Annotated in this window: 14 protein-coding genes; 8 read left to right on the forward strand and 6 right to left on the reverse strand. The window is 37.3% G+C overall.

Annotated features, from left to right (window positions below):
- Window positions 1–12 precede the first annotated feature (12 nt).
- Window positions 13–1,929: a heavy metal translocating P-type ATPase gene (locus H1P_RS20240; RefSeq protein WP_144870731.1), complete on the reverse strand. Its 1,917-nt coding sequence runs from the start codon at window positions 1,927–1,929 to the stop codon at window positions 13–15.
- A gap of 109 nt (window positions 1,930–2,038) precedes the next feature.
- Here H1P_RS20240 and H1P_RS20245 point away from each other — a divergent pair, with 109 nt between their 5' ends.
- From H1P_RS20245 to H1P_RS20255, 3 genes are all read left to right on the forward strand, one after another.
- Window positions 2,039–3,136 carry a precorrin-8X methylmutase gene (locus H1P_RS20245; protein ID WP_144870733.1) on the forward strand — a complete coding sequence of 366 codons (1,098 nt, stop codon included), beginning with the start codon at window positions 2,039–2,041 and terminating at the stop codon, window positions 3,134–3,136.
- A gap of 297 nt (window positions 3,137–3,433) precedes the next feature.
- On the forward strand, window positions 3,434–3,829 hold the full coding sequence (locus H1P_RS20250) for an ACT domain-containing protein (protein WP_144870735.1): 396 nt from the start codon (window positions 3,434–3,436) through the stop codon (window positions 3,827–3,829).
- A 108-nt stretch (window positions 3,830–3,937) separates the two neighbouring features.
- Window positions 3,938–4,564, forward strand: a complete 627-nt coding sequence (locus H1P_RS20255; protein ID WP_144870737.1) for a Uma2 family endonuclease — start codon at window positions 3,938–3,940, stop codon at window positions 4,562–4,564.
- A 117-nt stretch (window positions 4,565–4,681) separates the two neighbouring features.
- Here the strand turns inward: H1P_RS20255 and H1P_RS20260 are convergent, their stop codons facing one another.
- A complete protein-coding gene (locus tag H1P_RS20260) occupies window positions 4,682–5,053 on the reverse strand; it encodes a hypothetical protein (RefSeq protein ID WP_222427146.1) in 372 nt (123 codons plus the stop codon).
- 238 nt (window positions 5,054–5,291) lie between these two features.
- On the opposite strand from H1P_RS20260, the gene H1P_RS20265 reads away from it, so the two are divergent.
- Entirely contained in the window at window positions 5,292–5,903 is a 612-nt protein-coding gene (locus tag H1P_RS20265; protein ID WP_144870741.1) for a glutathione S-transferase family protein, read from the forward strand.
- A 59-nt stretch (window positions 5,904–5,962) separates the two neighbouring features.
- On the opposite strand, the gene lpxB is transcribed toward H1P_RS20265, so the two are convergent.
- Entirely contained in the window at window positions 5,963–7,123 is a 1,161-nt protein-coding gene (lpxB, locus tag H1P_RS20270; RefSeq protein WP_144870743.1) for a lipid-A-disaccharide synthase, read from the reverse strand.
- 211 nt (window positions 7,124–7,334) lie between these two features.
- On the reverse strand, window positions 7,335–8,558 hold the full coding sequence (locus tag H1P_RS20275; RefSeq protein ID WP_144870745.1) for a bifunctional sterol desaturase/short chain dehydrogenase: 1,224 nt from the start codon (window positions 8,556–8,558) through the stop codon (window positions 7,335–7,337).
- Window positions 8,559–8,802: 244 nt separating this feature from the next.
- On the opposite strand from H1P_RS20275, the gene H1P_RS20280 reads away from it, so the two are divergent.
- On the forward strand, window positions 8,803–10,218 hold the full coding sequence (locus H1P_RS20280; RefSeq protein ID WP_144870747.1) for a glycosyltransferase family 2 protein: 1,416 nt from the start codon (window positions 8,803–8,805) through the stop codon (window positions 10,216–10,218).
- Window positions 10,219–10,462: 244 nt separating this feature from the next.
- Here H1P_RS20280 and H1P_RS20285 read toward each other — a convergent pair whose 3' ends face one another.
- Window positions 10,463–11,155 carry a PHP domain-containing protein gene (locus tag H1P_RS20285; RefSeq protein ID WP_144870749.1) on the reverse strand — a complete coding sequence of 231 codons (693 nt, stop codon included), beginning with the start codon at window positions 11,153–11,155 and terminating at the stop codon, window positions 10,463–10,465.
- A 131-nt stretch (window positions 11,156–11,286) separates the two neighbouring features.
- On the opposite strand from H1P_RS20285, the gene H1P_RS20290 reads away from it, so the two are divergent.
- Both H1P_RS20290 and H1P_RS20295 read left to right on the forward strand, forming a co-directional pair.
- Window positions 11,287–12,192 (forward strand): AEC family transporter, encoded by a 906-nt coding sequence (locus tag H1P_RS20290; RefSeq protein ID WP_144870751.1) that lies wholly within the window; start codon window positions 11,287–11,289, stop codon window positions 12,190–12,192.
- 58 nt (window positions 12,193–12,250) lie between these two features.
- Window positions 12,251–12,859: a hypothetical protein gene (locus tag H1P_RS20295; RefSeq protein WP_144870753.1), complete on the forward strand. Its 609-nt coding sequence runs from the start codon at window positions 12,251–12,253 to the stop codon at window positions 12,857–12,859.
- 117 nt (window positions 12,860–12,976) lie between these two features.
- Here H1P_RS20295 and lpdA read toward each other — a convergent pair whose 3' ends face one another.
- Window positions 12,977–14,401: a dihydrolipoyl dehydrogenase gene (gene lpdA, locus H1P_RS20300; RefSeq protein WP_144870755.1), complete on the reverse strand. Its 1,425-nt coding sequence runs from the start codon at window positions 14,399–14,401 to the stop codon at window positions 12,977–12,979.
- Between the two features lie 199 nt (window positions 14,402–14,600).
- On the opposite strand from lpdA, the gene H1P_RS20305 reads away from it, so the two are divergent.
- Entirely contained in the window at window positions 14,601–17,606 is a 3,006-nt protein-coding gene (locus H1P_RS20305; RefSeq protein WP_144870757.1) for a plasmid replication protein, CyRepA1 family, read from the forward strand.
- Window positions 17,607–17,978 lie beyond the last annotated feature (372 nt).

Consider the following 17,978-nt stretch of genomic DNA (forward strand, 5'->3'; position numbering starts at 1 on the left):
ACGCAGAGCTAATTATTTCAGTAAGCGCAGACCATTTAAAGTGACTAACAAGGTTGAACCTTCATGTCCGATTACGCCCAAGGGTAAATTAATACTGCCGACTAAATTAGCTACCAATAGCAAGCAGATAAACGAAAGTGCAAAAATGATATTTTGTTTGACAATACGATTAGCACGACGACCAAGTTGAATTGCTTGAGATAATTTGGCTAAGTTATCGGACATTAAAATAATATCTGCACTCTCTAAAGCGACATCCGTACCCGCAACCCCCATTGCTACCCCCACATTAGCAGCAGCTAAAGCAGGAGCGTCATTAATGCCATCTCCCACCATGGCTACATTTTGGTACTTGTGTTGTAGGTGTCTGATAACGTTGAGTTTGTCTTCTGGTAATAATTGAGCATCAACGCGATCGAGATTTAGGGCTTGAGCTACGCTTTGGGCTGTACTTTGATTGTCTCCTGTAAGCATGGTTGTGGCTTCGATTCCCAGTTGTTTTAAGCTAGAGATAGCCCTTGCTGCTTCTGGTTTGACTGTATCAGCAACCGCAATGATCCCAATAGTTTCTTCTGCTAAACTTACCCAAACAACGGTTTTACCTGCGGTTTCTAGGGTATGACTAGCTTGCTTTAATTTAGGATCTATGGCGATCTTGAAGAGATCTCGCGTCAGCGAGTGAGCTTTGCCCACTGTAACTTTTTCTCCTGCTACTTCTCCAATAATTCCTTGACCTGTTTTGGCTTGGATATTAGTAGCACTTTGCCATGATAAATTGGCTTGATGTGCTGCTTGGATAATGGCTTCGCCGATGGGGTGTTCTGAGCCAGATTCAATCGCAGCAGCTAATTCTAACAATCGTTCAGTCGAATATTGTGCTGCGGGAATAATATCTGTTACCTCTAATTGTCCCGTTGTCAGAGTACCAGTTTTATCAAAAGCGATCGCTCTTACCCGACCAATTTTTTCTAACTGCGCCCCATTTTTAAACAAAATACCCTGTCGCGCCCCACAAGCAATACCCGATAGTAGTGTCGGCATAATCGATGCCATCAACGCACAAGGAGAAGCCACCACTAAAAAGATGAGCATCCGATAAATAGTCGTTTCCCAATCCCAACCCAAGACAAAAGGCGGTAAAGTTCCTAAAATTAGACCCAATAAAACAATTACTTTGGCATAACCTCTTTCAAAACGTTCTACAAATTGCTGAGAGGGAGGGGCTTGGTTTTGAGCCTGTTCGACAAGACGAATTACTCTTTGAATCAGACTACTTTCTGGCGGTTGATGAACTCTCAGTTGCAATACGCCATTACCATTAAGAGTACCTGCAAAAACTTCATCACCCAGAGCTTTATCCACAGGAATCGATTCTCCAGTAATCGGAGCTTGATTGACCGTAGATTGTCCCTCTAAAATAATGCCATCGGTGGGAATCATTTCTCCAGGTTTAACTAAAACCACATCTCCCACTTGTAATTTAGCGATCGCTATCTGGCTTTCTCGACCATTATGTATGAGCCTAGCAGTATCGGGAGTAACTGCCATTAAAGATTGAATATTACGCTCGGTGCGCTGCATGGCAAAGCTTTCTAAAGCACCACTAATGGCGAAAATAAGAATCAAGACTGCGCCATCAATAATTAAATAATACTCCCGTCGCCATAAACCCAAACTAGCTGCCCCTAGAGCTGCTACGATCATTAGTAAATCTACATCTAGTTCTTTTTCTTGCCAGAGGGTAGTAAGTCCTTCTTTGGTACTTTCATAACCGCCAATGACATAAGCTGCGGTCAAAATTAATAAAGCAAAACCGATCCAGTTGAAATTAAGGCAAAGCCAGCCGAAAAAAACCAAAATGCCACAGATAGCTGCTGCGTAGGCATCGGCATATTTGTGTAAAATTCTATCAAGAGTAAGTTGAGCCATCACCGATCCAAATTTGACCGCGAGGGATGCTAACGGTTAATCGGCATATCCAATCGCGGTGTTAACGACTCACTTAAACTACACTTTGACATTGGTGTTAAGGTCAAGAATGACTAATCAAAACTTAACAATAAAACAGCTTACGGAAAAAGTCGGCAACGGTCTGACTCCGCGCATGGTGCGTTACTATCATCAGATTGGACTACTACCAGAAGCATCGCGATCGCCGAGTAACTATCGCCTGTATTCAGAAAGTCATGTACAACAACTGCAAACTATTGTCGCTCTCAAACAACAGGGTTTTCAACTGGAACATATCCGCAAATTACTTACTACTGAAACTTTACCACCAGCAAGCGATACTTTACTCCCTCAACTTCAGCAGCAATACCGAACCGTTATCGAACAAATTGCTAAACTACGACAAACTGCATCTGCTTTAGAAGGGTTATTAGGAAGAGACAACCTTTGTCAAACTGTTAGAACAGAAGCGATCGCAAAACTGCAACTTTCAGAAACCGCAACCTTTTGGGATGCTCTCGATACAGCTACTCCTGCTCATCCTGAATCCTTTTCTGAATCCTTAAAGCTGTTATTACCCGATTTATCTGAGCGATCGGAAATTGAAGCCGATTTACTGGCTCAACTGGTATTAGCCTGTGGTGATGTGAGCTTAATTAATTTTGTGCAAGTTAGTTCGGGTGCAATTGCTGCTGCAAGAGAAGCACTTAAATCGGGCTGTCAGATTGTGGGGGATGTTTCCGCTATTGTAGCTGCTTGCGATCGCCCTCGACTGGCACATCTCGGTTGTCAAATAATAACTTTAATCGATAATCCTCATCTTACAGATGCAGCAGAAGCCGAACAGGAGTTTTGGAGTTCCACTGCTTGGCACAAAGATATCCAGCAACTATCTTCTGGCTGTATTCTAGTTATTGGTTATGCTCCTTCAATATTAATCTCTGTTTGTCGGGCGATCAAAAACGATTTAATACATCCTGCTCTAATTATCGGTATGCCTATTGGCTTTAGTCATGCACCCGCAGCTAAACGTTTACTGATGCGTTCTGGCATTCCTTTTATTACTATTGTTGGTTCTCTCGGTGGAGGTTTATTGGCAGCAACAGCCCTTAATGCCTTAGCTCAATCTACTATTGAGAAACCAAACTGTCACTGTTATTTAAGTAAAGGAAATATTCACGAGTAATGAGTAGTGAAGTTTAGAGTAACTCGTCATTACCTCAGCCCAAAGGAGCGAGGATTCAATAATTGAATTATATTTTTATTTTTCGCGCATAAATGCAGGAGGCTTTTAACCAAACTTCGGGCTTTACTTATTACTTAATGACGAGTTACTTATTACAGAGAGCCCGAAGGGCGCGGTAAATAAGATTAAGCCTTGATTAACATCTCTACTCATTTTGATTCTTTCTAACTCTTGTATAGATGCTGTATGCGTAGTGTAGAATTACAATCGAAGTATTATCCAAAGCTACATATATTAATGTCAGGGGAAACTAATCTTAGTACTCTATTAAAATCTATGCAGCCGATTCTCCACCCAGGAGAGTACGTATTTTGCAGTATCGATCCTCAAGACAGTCGCTATTCTAGTCTCGATCCGATTTGTCTATTTAGAGAAGATGAAGGCTTAACCTTAATTTTGAAACGCGAACAAGCTGATAAGGTTGCTTTATCTTACACAGCAGTATTTTCCATGATTACTCTTTCTATTCACTCTAGTTTAGAAGCAGTGGGCTTTTTAGCTGCTATTACTCACAAATTAGCTCAACATGATATCAGCGTTAATGCCATCTCTGCTTATTATCACGATCATTTATTTGTACCTACCTCACGTGGGAAAGAGACAATGATGTTACTCCAAGAGTTTTCAGCCTGAAATATCCAATTAGGTCAAGAAGTAGATTTGAATTGTCTTTAGCGATCGCTTTTACTGACCTGAAATCAGCGATAAAATTAAGGACAATCAACAAAATATTCTGACTATATGTTTGCTGTAATTTCTCCAGAAAAAATCGATATTCCTCCAGGTTCATTGTTTCAAATACCTGGTAGTTGGGATGAGTATGAAAGTTTGAGTCAGCAATTAGGAGATCGCTCGATTCCTCGTTTAAAATATCGCCCTGGAAAAATCTGGTTTATGAGTCCTTTGCCCGAACACGGACGAAATGTTAGTCTAATTGCAGATGCTATTAAGGCAATACTCGATCATTTAGAAAAAGAGTATGAAGCATTTACGCCAATTACTATGAAGTTACCCCAAAAAAGCGGGATTGAACCCGATTATTGTTTTTATATTGATAATTGGCAAGCAATTTCAGGAAAGAAAAGAATTAATTGGAAAGTCGAGCCACCACCAGATTTAGTAATTGAGATTGATATTACCAGCTATACAGATATTAATGATTATTTACTTTATCAAGTACCTGAAGTTTGGCTATTTAAAAAGGAAAAGATTACAATTTATCGTTTAGAAAATAATCAATATATAGTAAGTAACCGTAGCCTTTATTTTCCAAATATTGATGTTTTAAATTTAATGGCAAATTGTTTTAAAGTCGCAGATAATCGCAATACTAGCACTGCAATTAAACAGCTACGTCAAAAATTATAGTCTTGTAATAAATATTGGCGGTTTATTTTTGCACTACATTAGTATACTTAAATCACCAATAAAAAAATACGAAGTTAATTAAATCATTTTGGTTGTGTTAACCATACTCGCTGTTAGTCACTCTTGAGCAGATAGTGAATCAAGTGCTTTCTGCTTGATTAACCAGCCAACCAAAGGAAATTGAATCCAAAAAGAAAAATAAAAAAAGCTTAAATACCAGTATCTAAAGACGAAAGATATATCATCTCCCTTGATTAAGACAATGTACACATAGTCATAAATAAACAGAGGCAATGTGAGATAAAAAGCTAACCAAAGAGAATTTTTGATATATTCTTGATTGCCAAACTTGTTCAAAATAAAAACTGTCAGAGGAAAATATAAAACTGTAACTAAAACACAGATAATGACCTGAGCATTGAAACTCCAGCTTTGGTAATAATCTGGTAGTCCAATCAGCACAAAAACCAGCCAAGTTACAAAGCTCATTATGAGTAGGTTGATATGAGTATTTGGATGTAGCATATGCAAAATCTCCGTAGTGTTGCAAGAAAGTGAATGAATTAACTTGTCTTTCATTAATGATGATAAGGAAAGTTTGAATTTTGGTCGATACAGTAAATGTTAGGATTTTTTTAGGGTTAGTCTCAAGTAATGTCAGGTTAACTGCTTAATTTCCCTGACTTCTCAAGTATTACATTTTGACGTGCGGAAGGTAGGTTAAATTATGAGCAACTTCACTTATAAAGTTTATGGCGATGTTTTCTCTGGTAATTGTTACAAAGTAAAACTCCTCTTACATCAATTACAAAAGCCTTATGAATGGATACCCGTAGATATTTTGCAACAAGAAAGCCGTACCGCAGCATTTTTGCAAAGAAACCCTAATGGTAAAATTCCTGTACTAGAGTTTGCTTCACAAGAGTACCTTTTTGAGTCTAATGCTATTATGTATTTTTTAAGCGAAGGTACAGACTTTTTGCCAAATACTCGCTTACAACGTTCTCAAGTTTTACAATGGTTATTCTTCGAGCAATACAGCCACGAACCTTATATTGCTAGTTCTCGCTACTTAATTCGTTATTTGAAAGGTGCGGAAAAGTATAAAACTGTTTTAGAAGAAAAATCAAAGCCTGGCTATGCTGCATTAGATGTCATGGAACAACATTTAAGCCGAAATCAATTTTTTGTAGGAAATAAATACACCATTGCAGATATTGGTTTATACGCTTATACCCATGTCGCAGAAGAAGGCGGATTCGATCTCAGTCGTTATTCTGCTATTAAATCTTGGTTTGCCAAAATTGAATCTCAACCACATTATATTGCTATGGGTTAAGTCTTCTCTTGTTTATTGCTTATTCCACTTTCTAGAAAATTCTTTCATTTCCCTTTTTTTCAAGATTGCTTATTAAATTGCAAAATCTCTTTAGCAGCTTTTTCGCCAACACCAATTTCTCCTAAAAGAGAGCGCATTTTTTGATAATTAGCAATCATTTTTTGGCATTTAGCGGGGTTTGATAATAGCTCTAGGGAAGTGTTGGCAATATTGCTAGGCGTGGCTGATTCTTGTTGTAGTTCAGGAACAATTTCTCGATCTACAATTAAGTTAGGCGGAGACATTAAAGGAACGTCAATTTTTAATAAGTTACGAGCTAACCAAGCGGTAATAGGATGAACTCGATACAAGACTACTTGAGGAATATTCAATAAGGCAATTTCTAAGTTGACTGTTCCTGATTTTGTAATAGCAATATCGGCTGCTGCTATAGCTTCTAAAGTTTTATTTTCTATGATAGTTGCTGATAGCTGATATTGCTCTACTACTGCTGAAATTGCATCACGATAGATATCTAAAGATACGGGAATTAAAAAATGGATATCGGGTATTTGTTGCTGAATTAAATGAGCTGCTTCACCAATTGCTGGTAACATCTGTTTTATTTCTTGGCGACGCGAAGCAGGAAGTAAGGTAATAATAGTTTGCTCTGGAGAAATATTTAGTAATTGACGAGATTTTTCTCGATTGGGAACGTTTTTTATCCGATCCAGTAAAGGATGACCTACCCAAATTGTATCGATACCTTTTTGTTGATAGTAGTTAGCTTCTTGAGGAAAAATAGCAAGTAATTTATCTACAAAATTAGTTAGTTTTGCTGCGTTACCTAACATGGGTACAGCCCAATCTTGAGGAGCAATATAATAAATAATAGGTATCTGTGGTAAATGTTTTTTTACATAACGCCCGATCGCAATATTTGGTGCAGCATAATCAATTAAAACCAAAGCATCGGGAATATTATCTGATAGATATTTTTTAGTAATACTTTGCAGCTTTAAAGTAGGCAAGACAAAAGGCAAAGCTTCTAGCAATCCTACCGAACCAATACTGGTAGTATCTCCAAGTATTGTGGCTCCTGCTTGCTTCATCCGATCGCCTCCTAATGCCGTAATTTCTAATTCGATATCAGCGATCGCAGCTTGTTGTTTGAGGGCTTTGATTAAGATCGCACCCTGTAAGTCCCCTGAAACTTCTCCTGTACTAATAAAAATACGCATCTTATTCAGTAATCCTCCTTCGAGGACGTAGTCAGTAATCAGTAATCAGCGATCGCTGATTAAAGTTGAAATTTGGCACCATAATCGAGATCGTAATTAATTTCAAAACTATCATAATAATTCTATTAACACGAAATAAAAAGATAATACTTTATAAACTAAGTTCTTTTAAAGTAAGTCTGTAGCATGTAGTAGATATTTAATTTTTAAACTATATTTTTGTATTTTTACTAAATAATTTGAAATAAAGAGAGTTGCTAAATTCTTTAAGGGGGAAAGTCAGAAATGTTAAAGGATTGATGGTAACAATGATATTTCTAACATCTCTTTTTGCTAAATTAACAATTTGTTTGGCTACCCAATCAGCAGACATAATACCAATAGGATTAAGGTTACTTTTGAAAGGGCCTAATATTAGTTTCCTAACGACACAAGGAGCATCTAAGCGGCGCAGTGTAATCAAATCCCCAAGAGTTCTTTTACTAAGTTCATACAGAGGACTAAATGCGGGATTAGCTTCTGCTTCTGAAGTATTGAGCCAGACCTCTTTTTTAGCAATATCTTCATTAGTACGGACGGTTTTAAAAAATAATTCCATTAGGCTTAATTGAGAAAAAGCATTGATTTGATATGATTTCATAATGGCTTTTTCAGTTCTTTCTCCCCCCACATTAATTCCGTGATTGAGAATTAAAATATCAATTTTTTCGAGGATTGTTAATAATTCAGTTTCTCGATCTATTTGCCAAAAAATAGTTTTGATAGGGGTTGTTTCACCTGCAATATCTAAAACAGTTTCTCGCTCAGAAGAAGTTAAAGCAGTTACTTTTGCTCCCGCTAAATGTAATTCTTTGATTAATGCTTTGCCTAGTGTACCCGATGCGCCTGTGACAGCAATTTTTTTCCCTCTGAGAGATAACGCAGTACCCATTAATTTATCAACTACAGTTAAAGTGCCTGAATAATAAGCATTCTGATTATCAAAATGATGTCGCCAGTGGTAAGGACGATTAACTAACCAAGATGCAGGTACAGTCTTAAATTCTCCCTGACGATGAGTAAGATCGGTAAGCTCATCCACTCCTGGGATACCCAAACCTCTAGCGATCGCACCCAACAAAAAAGTGCCAGTATAAATTGCTCCCGCACTACCGAGCCAACTATAGGACAGATTGTTACTGTAAGCAATAGTCCAAGGAATAAAACTTAACAGCAACATCACCAATGCTTCAGGAACATCATTATACCAATGCGCCTGACGATAAATAGTGTCACTGACTACCGATAAATCTCGACGAAATACTTTATGATGCCAGACATGAAGACGATATAATGGTTGCCAAACATGGGATAGAGCATGATAAAAATCTCGTACTAACTCCACCCAAAATACCGATAACATAGCGATCGCTAAACCGAGAGATAAATCATTCATACTTAAGTTTTTTTATTATTAATTTAGATAAGTTAAAGCTTTTACCCATCCACTATTTTGAACTAATTTGTGCAAAAAATTCGTTGAAAACTGCCAAAATCAGAAAATTGTCTAGTTCGATATTCGAGGTTTAATATGTTAAATATTAAAGAATAGCCAAAAAAATTAATATATAGCAAACTTAGATACAATAGTTACTGTTGATTATCCTTTTTCCCTTTAGTATCAGATATTACAGTTAATTATGGCAGAGAAATTACCCCCAGATTACGATCTAGACCCTATAGAGTCTTTTTTATCAGAATGGATCGATCCAGAAGACGAAACAGAAGAATGGGGGAGTGATTTCTTTCAAAGGACAGCAGGGCGCAGAAAAAAAGCAGCCTTTGTCTTAATGCTAATATGGCTAATTGTAATCGGGCTACATTACGTATCTTGGGGTTACAGCGTAGTGGCAATAGTGACCACACTGATGGCAATTCACATCATTCGCTTATTAGCTGCCAAACCCGCTCCTACCCTACCAGCTTTAGAAGATAAATACTTAGACTCCGCCCCCACAATATCTTTGTTAGTAGCAGCCAAAAACGAGGAAATAGTAATTGCCCGCTCTATCAGAATGTTGTGTAACCTAGACTATCCTACAGACAAATACGAAGTATGGGCAATCGACGATCACAGCAGCGATCGCACTTCGGAAATATTAGACCAATTGGCACTAGAATATCCCCAATTAGAAGTAGTTCATCGCTCGGCTAATGCAGGGGGTGGCAAATCTGGAGCGTTGAATCAAGTTTTATCTCAAGCTAAAGGAGAAATTATCGGGGTTTTTGATGCCGATGCAGGAGTAGAATCCGACTTATTACGCAAAGTCGCTCCCATGTTTACAGAAGAAAGGATGGGAGCAGTACAGGTCAGAAAAGCGATCGCCAATAGTTCAGAAAACTTCTGGACAAAAGGACAAGCAGCCGAAATGTTACTCGATAGCTATGTACAGCAAAAACGGATTGCTCTAGATGGCATTGGGGAATTAAGAGGAAACGGTCAATTTGTGCGCCGATCTGCTCTTAGAAGTTGTGGTGGTTGGAATGAAGAAACCATTACTGACGATCTCGATCTGACCACTCGCTTGCATCTAGATAACTGGAAAATAGGATTATTACTCAATCCTGCGGTAGAGGAAGAAGGAGTTACTAAAGCGATCGCTCTTTGGCATCAACGCAACCGTTGGGCTGAAGGTGGTTATCAACGTTATCTCGACTATTGGCGTTATATTTTCAGTAATCCTATAGGATTTGTCAAAAGATTCGATTTAGTCTGTTTTGTACTGCTTCAATATATTTTACCTGCTGCTAACATCCCCGATTTAATGATGGTGTTATTACGTCACCGCCTACCTGTTTTAGCACCGTTAAGCACCCTATTGATTTTCTATGGCTCCGTTAATATGTTTCAAGGCATAGTAAGGGTTAAACAGACCAATAATCAACCTATCAATATCTTGGGAATTGCGATTCAAACTTTCCGAGGCATGATTTATATGCTCCACTGGCAAGTAGTAATGACTAGTATCACCGTTAGAATGTCGATTCGCCCTAAAAGATTAAAATGGGTGAAAACTGTTCATGAAGGCGCAGGAAACGAAAGTTTTGAATATTAAGATTAAGTAGCTCCATGCTTTTTAAAGATCGAACATCTTGTAGATTAGGTTGACCTACTTAGATACTTTTGACAACATTTTTTGTACGCAGCATCGCACAAAATATATATACTCACTACAGTAACTTGTGCCTGTTGAACGAACTACAACTGAGGGGTTTTTCAACAGAACCCATGTTACTCTTCAGATTTCAAGGCGCGTATTGTAATGATTGGACAACGGTTGAAGAACCTAAAAAATTAGCCTAAACACGTTGGAGTAAACTAGAACCGTGAGTATCAGTGCCACAAGTAGTATAAAGATTATACTGAGAAGCTAATTTTTGAACTTCTTCTGTTTTTTTCATAGTAGGTTGCCAAGGATTAGGATTTCCGTAAGCATAATAAGTTTCTACACCATCAATACCTAATTGAGCAGCCACAGGAATTAACTCTTGTGCGGAACGACGATAGCGATGGGGATGTGCCAACACAGCCAAACCTCCCGCTTGATGAATGCTATCAATTACTTTGTGGGCTTCTGCATCTTCTCCAGAAGGGCTACAAGATTGTAGATAAGTCTGCAAAGCTGGATGTTTGGGATTAAAAGCATAACCCAAAATATGAATTTCTACTTTTAGAAGACAAGAAGTAATTTCAGTTCCAGTCCAGAGAGTTAATTGATTAGTTTGACCGTTTTGTTCTAACTTATTGAGATGTGTTTGAACTTTTCGGTAGCCATCGACTGAGTGATGATCTGTAATCGCAAATCCTTTTAGTCCAATATCCAATGCTTGCTGTAATAACTCCAATGGGGTTAATTTTCCATCAGAAGCCACAGTATGCATATGAAAATTATAGTCATGAGGGCAACTATTAATATCAATAGTTTCCCAGACTCTCTTAAGGCTCAAAGCGTCTTGGGCTGCTGAAGATAGCATGGGCGAGATGGCAAGCATAGTGTTGTTGGCAAAGTAATATTGCTAATTGTTACAAACAACATAACAAAAATACAAGAGAAATGGCTGTGATTTCAAGATTTTCTCAAACGTCAATTTTCTTAATAACTTTCTCATAATAGCTATAAACTATGGTTGCTTTACTTCCTGCTGTTTTACCCGTAGGGTTAATAATTTTAATTGGTTTTATTGCTAATAAAGCTATATCCCTGGAGCGTCAAACTTTATCACAATTAATTCTTTATATCTTGTCTCCAGCATTAGTAATTGATAGTTTGTATCGCACTTCTCTATCGCTAGAAAGTTCAATTGGTTTATTGGTTGGTTTTGCAATTACCTCTTGCTTGGTCTATCTTGTTGCTAAAATTGTCAGTAGAATTACGGGTTTTTCTAGTTCTTTAAAGACTGCTTTAATTGCTACTTCTTTATTTCCTAATAACGGTAATATGGGTTTACCTATTGTGACTTTTGCTTTGGGTACAGCAGGTTTAGAAAGAGCAATAGTGTATATGATTGGCTCGAGTATTTTAATGTTTTGTTTTGGTCCAGCAATCATTCAAGGAAAAGGAATCATCAAGGGATTAAAATTGATTGTTAAACTGCCTTTATTATGGGCTATTTTATTGGGCTTGGGTTTACGTATTATTTCTTTAACTATTCCCAATTTTCAGTTTCCTTTTGATTTAGATCTTGGAATTCAGAAATTAGGAGAAGCTGCTATACCTATAGCTTTAATTTTATTGGGAATGCAGTTGGCTTATACCAAGTTTACGTTAGGTTTAAAAGAATTATTGGCTGCTAGCATACGTTTATTGATTGCTCCTAGTATTGCTTTTGGAGTAGGTAGTTTTTTGAATTTGGCTAGTCTTGATTTACAAGTTTTAGTTTTGCAAAGTGCTATGCCTACGGCGGTTAATTCTTTGATTTTAGTGACTGAATTTGGGGGAAATAAAAATTTTGTTGCTCGAAGTATTATCACTTCTACTTTATTCTGTTTTTTAACTATTCCTTTTATTTTATGGCTGTTACGTTTTTAAGGATGAGCGATCTAGAATGAGAGATAAATGAAGCTTTTTATTATTATGTTATGATATTATGCTGCACAATATATCAACAGCAATTAAAATTACCTTTTTCAAATTTTTGGCTCGTCAAATTACTATAACTTATTTTGAAAAATGGGTATATCAAACAGCAGATTTAGAACAGGCGTTAAAACCCGATGATTATATAGAATTGTTATCTTTAGATTTTACTCAAGAAAAAAATAAATATTACTCAGATTGCCGATATAAAATAACTAAAATAATTGAAAAATATATTAATATTGCTGAATATAATACCTGGAAGCTAGAGAAGTTACTTCATGATTTTTTAGATAGAAAAGGTAATCTCGCTGAGATATTAAAACAGTTTTATTACTTATACTGTCATGATTATGGATTTCTCAAGAACCTTGGCTTATATTACCTTTGTTTATACTATAGTCATGATTTTTCTAATCATTCTCTTGAAAGATCGAGTGCAGGAGAGATAGCAGGGATAGAAGAAAATTTATCTGATATTTTGCCAGAAGTAGATGGGGAAATTCAAAAAGTATTATCTTGGTTAAAGCAAGGGAAAATTAAGATTATTAATGATGTTGGTTCTATTTATGGCGTTGATTATATTGATAACAGAATTAAATCAAAAAAAAGCAAATGATCGAATTGATTTTTAATCATGAAACATTACTCATCACTTAAATTGTAAGGTGGGCAATGCACTAAAGTACTTCCTTCGGTCGCCCACCCTACTCAACTAATTACACTACTCAGCTAATTACACAACAGCACGTTTATAAGCTTCGTCTAAGACTTCAGATAAAGTAGGATGAGTGTGGACATTAAAAGCTAAATTAGTAACAGATTCACGTTGAGAAATAGCATTAGCAGCCTCTTGAATTAAGTCAGAAGCATGAATGCCAATAATGTGTACTCCTAATAATTCTCCCGTATCTTTGCGATAAATTACTTTTGCCATTCCTTCTGTTTCACCTTCTGCTAAAGCTTTGGAGTTGCCTTTATAGTAAGTTTTAGCAGTAGCTACTTTAAAGCTTTCTTTCTCGCCTAATTCTTTAGCATCTGCTTCTGTTAAACCAACGTAGCTAATTTCAGGATGGGTAAAAGCTGCTGCGGGAATCGAACGATAGTCAATTTCTTGGCTTCTACCGCAGATATTTTCAATGGCTATCACACCTTGTCCTGATGCAGCATGAGCTAACATCATTTTACCTGTAGCGTCTCCGACTGCCCAAAGATGAGGTACTGGTTTACCATCTTTTAACACCTGCATCTTATCATTAACAGGAATAAATCCGCGTTTGTCTATTTCAACTGCTAAACTTTCTAAACCAAGATTTTTAGTGGCGGGAATTCTACCTGTTGCAACTAAACAAGCATCAACTTCTAAAACATCAATTACTTCTTTGGTTTTGGCATCAGTAAGTTCAATGGTAACTGGCGCGCCAGGAGTTACTTTAGTTGCAAATACACCTGTGTAAGTTTCAATATCTCGTGGTGCAATTAAACTACGTTTAGCCATTTTAGCAATTTCGGTATCAAAGCCAGGCATTAAGTTATCTAACGCTTCAATCATCGTCACTTCGCAACCTAAAGCAGTATAAACATCGGAAAACTCTAAACCAATGTAACCACTACCAATAATGGCAATCCAGTCAGGAAGCGATTCGAGCTTTACTGCATTGTCGCTAGTAAAAACCGTTTTGCCATCTAATTCAATACCACGGGGAACAAAAGGTACTGAACCAGGACATAACATAACATTTTTTGCTGTATAGGTTTTATCTCCTTGATCGCTAGAGACGGTTACTTTTTGCTTTCCTGCAATTTTTCCCCATCCACGAAGAATATCTACCTTAAGGCGTTTGAGACTATTTGTTAAATCTCCTTGTATTTTACTAACTAGGTTATTAGCATGATCTGCGATCGCACTTCTGTCAAATTGGACACCTCCAACTTGAATACCCATAGATTGTAAATGATGGGCATCATTAAATTCTCTCACTCTACCAGATGCAGCGAGTAAAGCTTTGGAAGGGATACAACCACGGTTGACACAAGTACCCCCCATATCTTCTGCTTCGATAATTGCAGTTTTTAAACCACATTTAACCGCATGGATAGCTGCACCATGTCCACCTACACCAGCACCAATAATAATTAAATCGTAATCAAATTTGCTCATTATCTTTATTTCTCTAATTTCCCGAGTCTCCTATTGTAAAGTTTATTGGACTTTAAAGAATGAATCATGTCGGTTGACACAGTTTTTTGATAGAGAAAGTCTAATTCACATATAGCGTTTTTTTTATGATTTTTTTTACTCAATACTCTACATCTAGTGTTATGATACTTTTCCCAAGAGAAAAGAGAAATCAAAAGATATGGATTGTTTGCAGGAATGGAAGGCTAGTTGCGTTGATGAGGAGCTAACTCGTTTGAATGTAGTTTCTCTGACAGGGTTTTCTCCTGCGGAATACTTACTATACTCTGATGGTATACCGAGAAGGAATGATGGGCGGGTTAGTGAAAAATTTCTTCAACGTTACGATCATTTGGCTGATGGTGGTTGGTGGTGTTCTGGGATAGATTTACTTACGGGAAAAGATGATAATTGGGGTTGTTTTAAGCCCGATTACCCTCGTTTCAATCAGGATGGTAAGAGAGCTATTAAGTATGAGCATCCGCCGAAAACTGCTACCAGTGTGTTTGCTTTAAAGACACCTTTACATATATGGCAAAAGATTGCCGATCGCTATAAAGTAGATATTGCTGATGATGTAGATACTACCTTACCCGATCTGGGTTTTTGGCGATGGTTGTCTCATCATCCTGAGATTCCTTTGTGTCTGACTGAAGGTGCTAAGAAAACTGGTGCTTTATTGTCTGCTGGTTATGCAGCTATTGGTTTACCAGGGATTAATAATGGTTATCGCACTCCTAAAGATGAGTTGGGAAAAAGAATCGGTAAATCTCATTTGATTCCTTCTTTGCAGAAATTGGCTGTAGGGAATAGGGTGTTTTATTTTGTATTTGATGAGGATTTAAAGCCTAACACTATCAAGGCGGTTAATGCTGCGATTAAAAAGACTGGTTATCTATTGCAGCAAGCTGGTTGTCATGGAAAGGTGGTGAGTTGGGATAGTCAATTGGGGAAGGGTGTTGATGATTTAATTGCTAGTGAAGGGGTGGCTTATTTTGACGCTGCTTATCAGAATGCGGTTTCTTTGGAAACTTGGAAGGCTAATTCTTGGCGCAGGTTGACTTACGATCCTCAGCAAGTGGTAAATTGTCCTTACTTATCTGGTGTAACTATTCCTACTGATGCTAGGTTAATTGGCTTGAAGTCGGCAAAGGGTACGGGTAAGACTAAGTTGTTGGAAACTGTTGTCACCCAAGCGCGGAAAAAACAACAAAAGGTTTTAGTTATTGGTCATCGGGTACAGTTAGTAAGGGCTTTATGTCTGCGTTTTGGTTTGCCTTATATTACCGAAGCGCGGAAAAATATTGATGATGCTCAGTTGGGTTATGGCTTGTGTATTGATTCGTTGCATTCTCAATCCCAAGCTAAGTTTAACCCTGATGATTGGTCTAACTGTATTGTCATTATTGATGAAGTGGAACAGGTTTTATGGCATGGTTTAAATTCTACTACTTGCAAAGATCGTCGAGTAGAGATTTTACAGTGTTTGAAAAGTTTGATGCAAAATGTTTTGGGTAGTCAAGGAGAAGTGTATATCGCTGATGCGGATTTGAGTGATATTGCTCTTGATTATTTGGTTACTCTTGCAGGTATCAATTTACAACCTTATATTATTTCTAATCAATGGAAATGCGATCGCGATACGGCATGGAATATCTACAACTATACAGGTAAAAGTCCGAAAAAGCTGGTCAGAGATTTAGAAACCCATATCAGAGAAGGCGGTAAGCCTTTGGTATGTCTCTCAGCACAAAAACTTAGTAGCAAATGGGGTACACAGAATTTAGAGGCTTATTTTCGTCAAAAATTTCCTGATTTAAAGATATTACGCCTTGATTCTGAGTCTTTAGCCGATCCTAATCACCCTGCTTATAATTGCATTACGAATCTGCATCGAGTGCTACGCAACTATGATGTGGTGTTGGCTAGTCCTTGTTTAGAAACGGGGATCTCTATTGAGATGCAAAATCATTTTACCTCGGTATGGGCGATCGCACAAGGGGTACAAAGTGCCAATGCTGTGAGACAAACTTTAGCTCGTTTGCGGTGTAATGTGCCTCGTTATTTATGGTGTGCGAGTTATAGTTTTAATAAAATTGGTAATGGCTCGACTTCGATTCCTGGTTTAATTACTTCTGGACATCGTTTGACACAGTTGAATATTCGTTTATTGCAACAATCAGACTTAACTGGCTGGGATGATATTGATACGGGTTTTCAAGCAGAATCTCTACTCTGTTGGGCAAAAATGGCAGTGCGTTATAATGCCAGCACAATTAATTATCGCGAGTCTATTTTATCGGCTTTAAAAGAAGAAGGTCATACAATATTAGATAGTACAGAAGTTAAGACTCTAACTGTTAGTTCTCAAACAAAAGAATCGCCTTCATTAATAGAGGTTATTAGTGAAATTCGTCAGGAGAATTATAATTTAGAATGTCAGGCGATCGCCAATGCTACTTTATTAACAGAACCACAATATCAAGTTCTTAAAAAACGCGTAGTAAAAACTATTACCGAACGACATAATATTCGGAAATATGAATTAAAACAACGATATAACTTACCCGTAACTTCTGCTTTAGTTACTCTAGACGATGATGGTTGGTATCACAAAATTCGTCTCCATTATTTCTTAACTTTAGGTCGTCCTTTCTTGGCAGATCGCGATGCTAAAGTGGCTCAAAAATTACTTTTTCAGGGTAATGGTAACTTGTTTTTACCTGATTTTAATAGTTCCCAATTAGGGGTAATTGTCGGCATTATGGAACTATTAGGTATTCCTGTTTTATTGGCTGATACCAAAAGAGAATTACGTAATACTGATTCCGATTTACAAGCAATGGCTACTCTAGCTTTAAATCATCGTTCGGCAATAAAAACTGCGATGGGAATTGGTTTAGCCAAAAATTCTACTCCGATCGTGATTGTTCGACGTTTCTTAGAAAAAATTAATTGCAAGCTTAACTATCTGCGTTCAAAAAGTATTAATAAAGGAAAAAAACGGATTCGTATCTATCAAATAATAATTCCTGAAGATAATAGAAAACAGGTATTTTATAACTGGCTTAAACAAGATTGCGATCGCCCTGGAAGCTCTCTCTTTTTGGAGGATTATTTGAACTTACAGATGAATAAGGTTGATGGTAGCAAGAGCGATCATCTACAGTTAAGTTTGGACTTATAAGCTAAGTCAACCTAATTATTTATCCGCAAACGCTGATTCTAAGCCAGCAAACACTTACGGTGGAATATGCGTTGTCTTAAAATCTCTACGTGATTAGCTATAAGCTCGCTTGCTATAAGCTATTAGCAAGACTTGCATAGTGGGGCAATTAAATCCACCACTATGCCTTATTACACTAAATCCGATGCGCTCGTCAAAACTACAGAAAAAAGCGGATACAACTCTGTACGGCGAAATTGGTCTAACCTTGATATGCTGCGCAAGCAGCCAAGAGACACATAACAAAAGATAGTCAAGACTATAACCACCGAAAGTAGCAAAAATCACAATTTTTATAACGATCCGAAGATTAGCTTCTTAATCTTTTTTTTT

This window comes from Hyella patelloides LEGE 07179 (assembly GCF_900659865.1).
In the GTDB taxonomy this organism is placed as follows: Bacteria; Cyanobacteriota; Cyanobacteriia; order Cyanobacteriales; family Xenococcaceae; genus Hyella; species Hyella patelloides.

Coding starts and splice junctions, on each gene's coding strand:
- H1P_RS20240 (WP_144870731.1), bottom strand. CDS start 1,929: ATGGCTCAACTTACTCTTGATAGAATTTTACACAAATATGCCGATGCC.
- H1P_RS20245 (WP_144870733.1), top strand. CDS start 2,039: ATGACTAATCAAAACTTAACAATAAAACAGCTTACGGAAAAAGTCGGC.
- H1P_RS20250 (WP_144870735.1), top strand. CDS start 3,434: ATGTCAGGGGAAACTAATCTTAGTACTCTATTAAAATCTATGCAGCCG.
- H1P_RS20255 (WP_144870737.1), top strand. CDS start 3,938: ATGTTTGCTGTAATTTCTCCAGAAAAAATCGATATTCCTCCAGGTTCA.
- H1P_RS20260 (WP_222427146.1), bottom strand. CDS start 5,053: ATGAGCTTTGTAACTTGGCTGGTTTTTGTGCTGATTGGACTACCAGAT.
- H1P_RS20265 (WP_144870741.1), top strand. CDS start 5,292: ATGAGCAACTTCACTTATAAAGTTTATGGCGATGTTTTCTCTGGTAAT.
- lpxB (WP_144870743.1), bottom strand. CDS start 7,123: ATGCGTATTTTTATTAGTACAGGAGAAGTTTCAGGGGACTTACAGGGT.
- H1P_RS20275 (WP_144870745.1), bottom strand. CDS start 8,558: ATGAATGATTTATCTCTCGGTTTAGCGATCGCTATGTTATCGGTATTT.
- H1P_RS20280 (WP_144870747.1), top strand. CDS start 8,803: ATGGCAGAGAAATTACCCCCAGATTACGATCTAGACCCTATAGAGTCT.
- H1P_RS20285 (WP_144870749.1), bottom strand. CDS start 11,155: ATGCTTGCCATCTCGCCCATGCTATCTTCAGCAGCCCAAGACGCTTTG.
- H1P_RS20290 (WP_144870751.1), top strand. CDS start 11,287: ATGGTTGCTTTACTTCCTGCTGTTTTACCCGTAGGGTTAATAATTTTA.
- H1P_RS20295 (WP_144870753.1), top strand. CDS start 12,251: ATGCTGCACAATATATCAACAGCAATTAAAATTACCTTTTTCAAATTT.
- lpdA (WP_144870755.1), bottom strand. CDS start 14,401: ATGAGCAAATTTGATTACGATTTAATTATTATTGGTGCTGGTGTAGGT.
- H1P_RS20305 (WP_144870757.1), top strand. CDS start 14,601: ATGGATTGTTTGCAGGAATGGAAGGCTAGTTGCGTTGATGAGGAGCTA.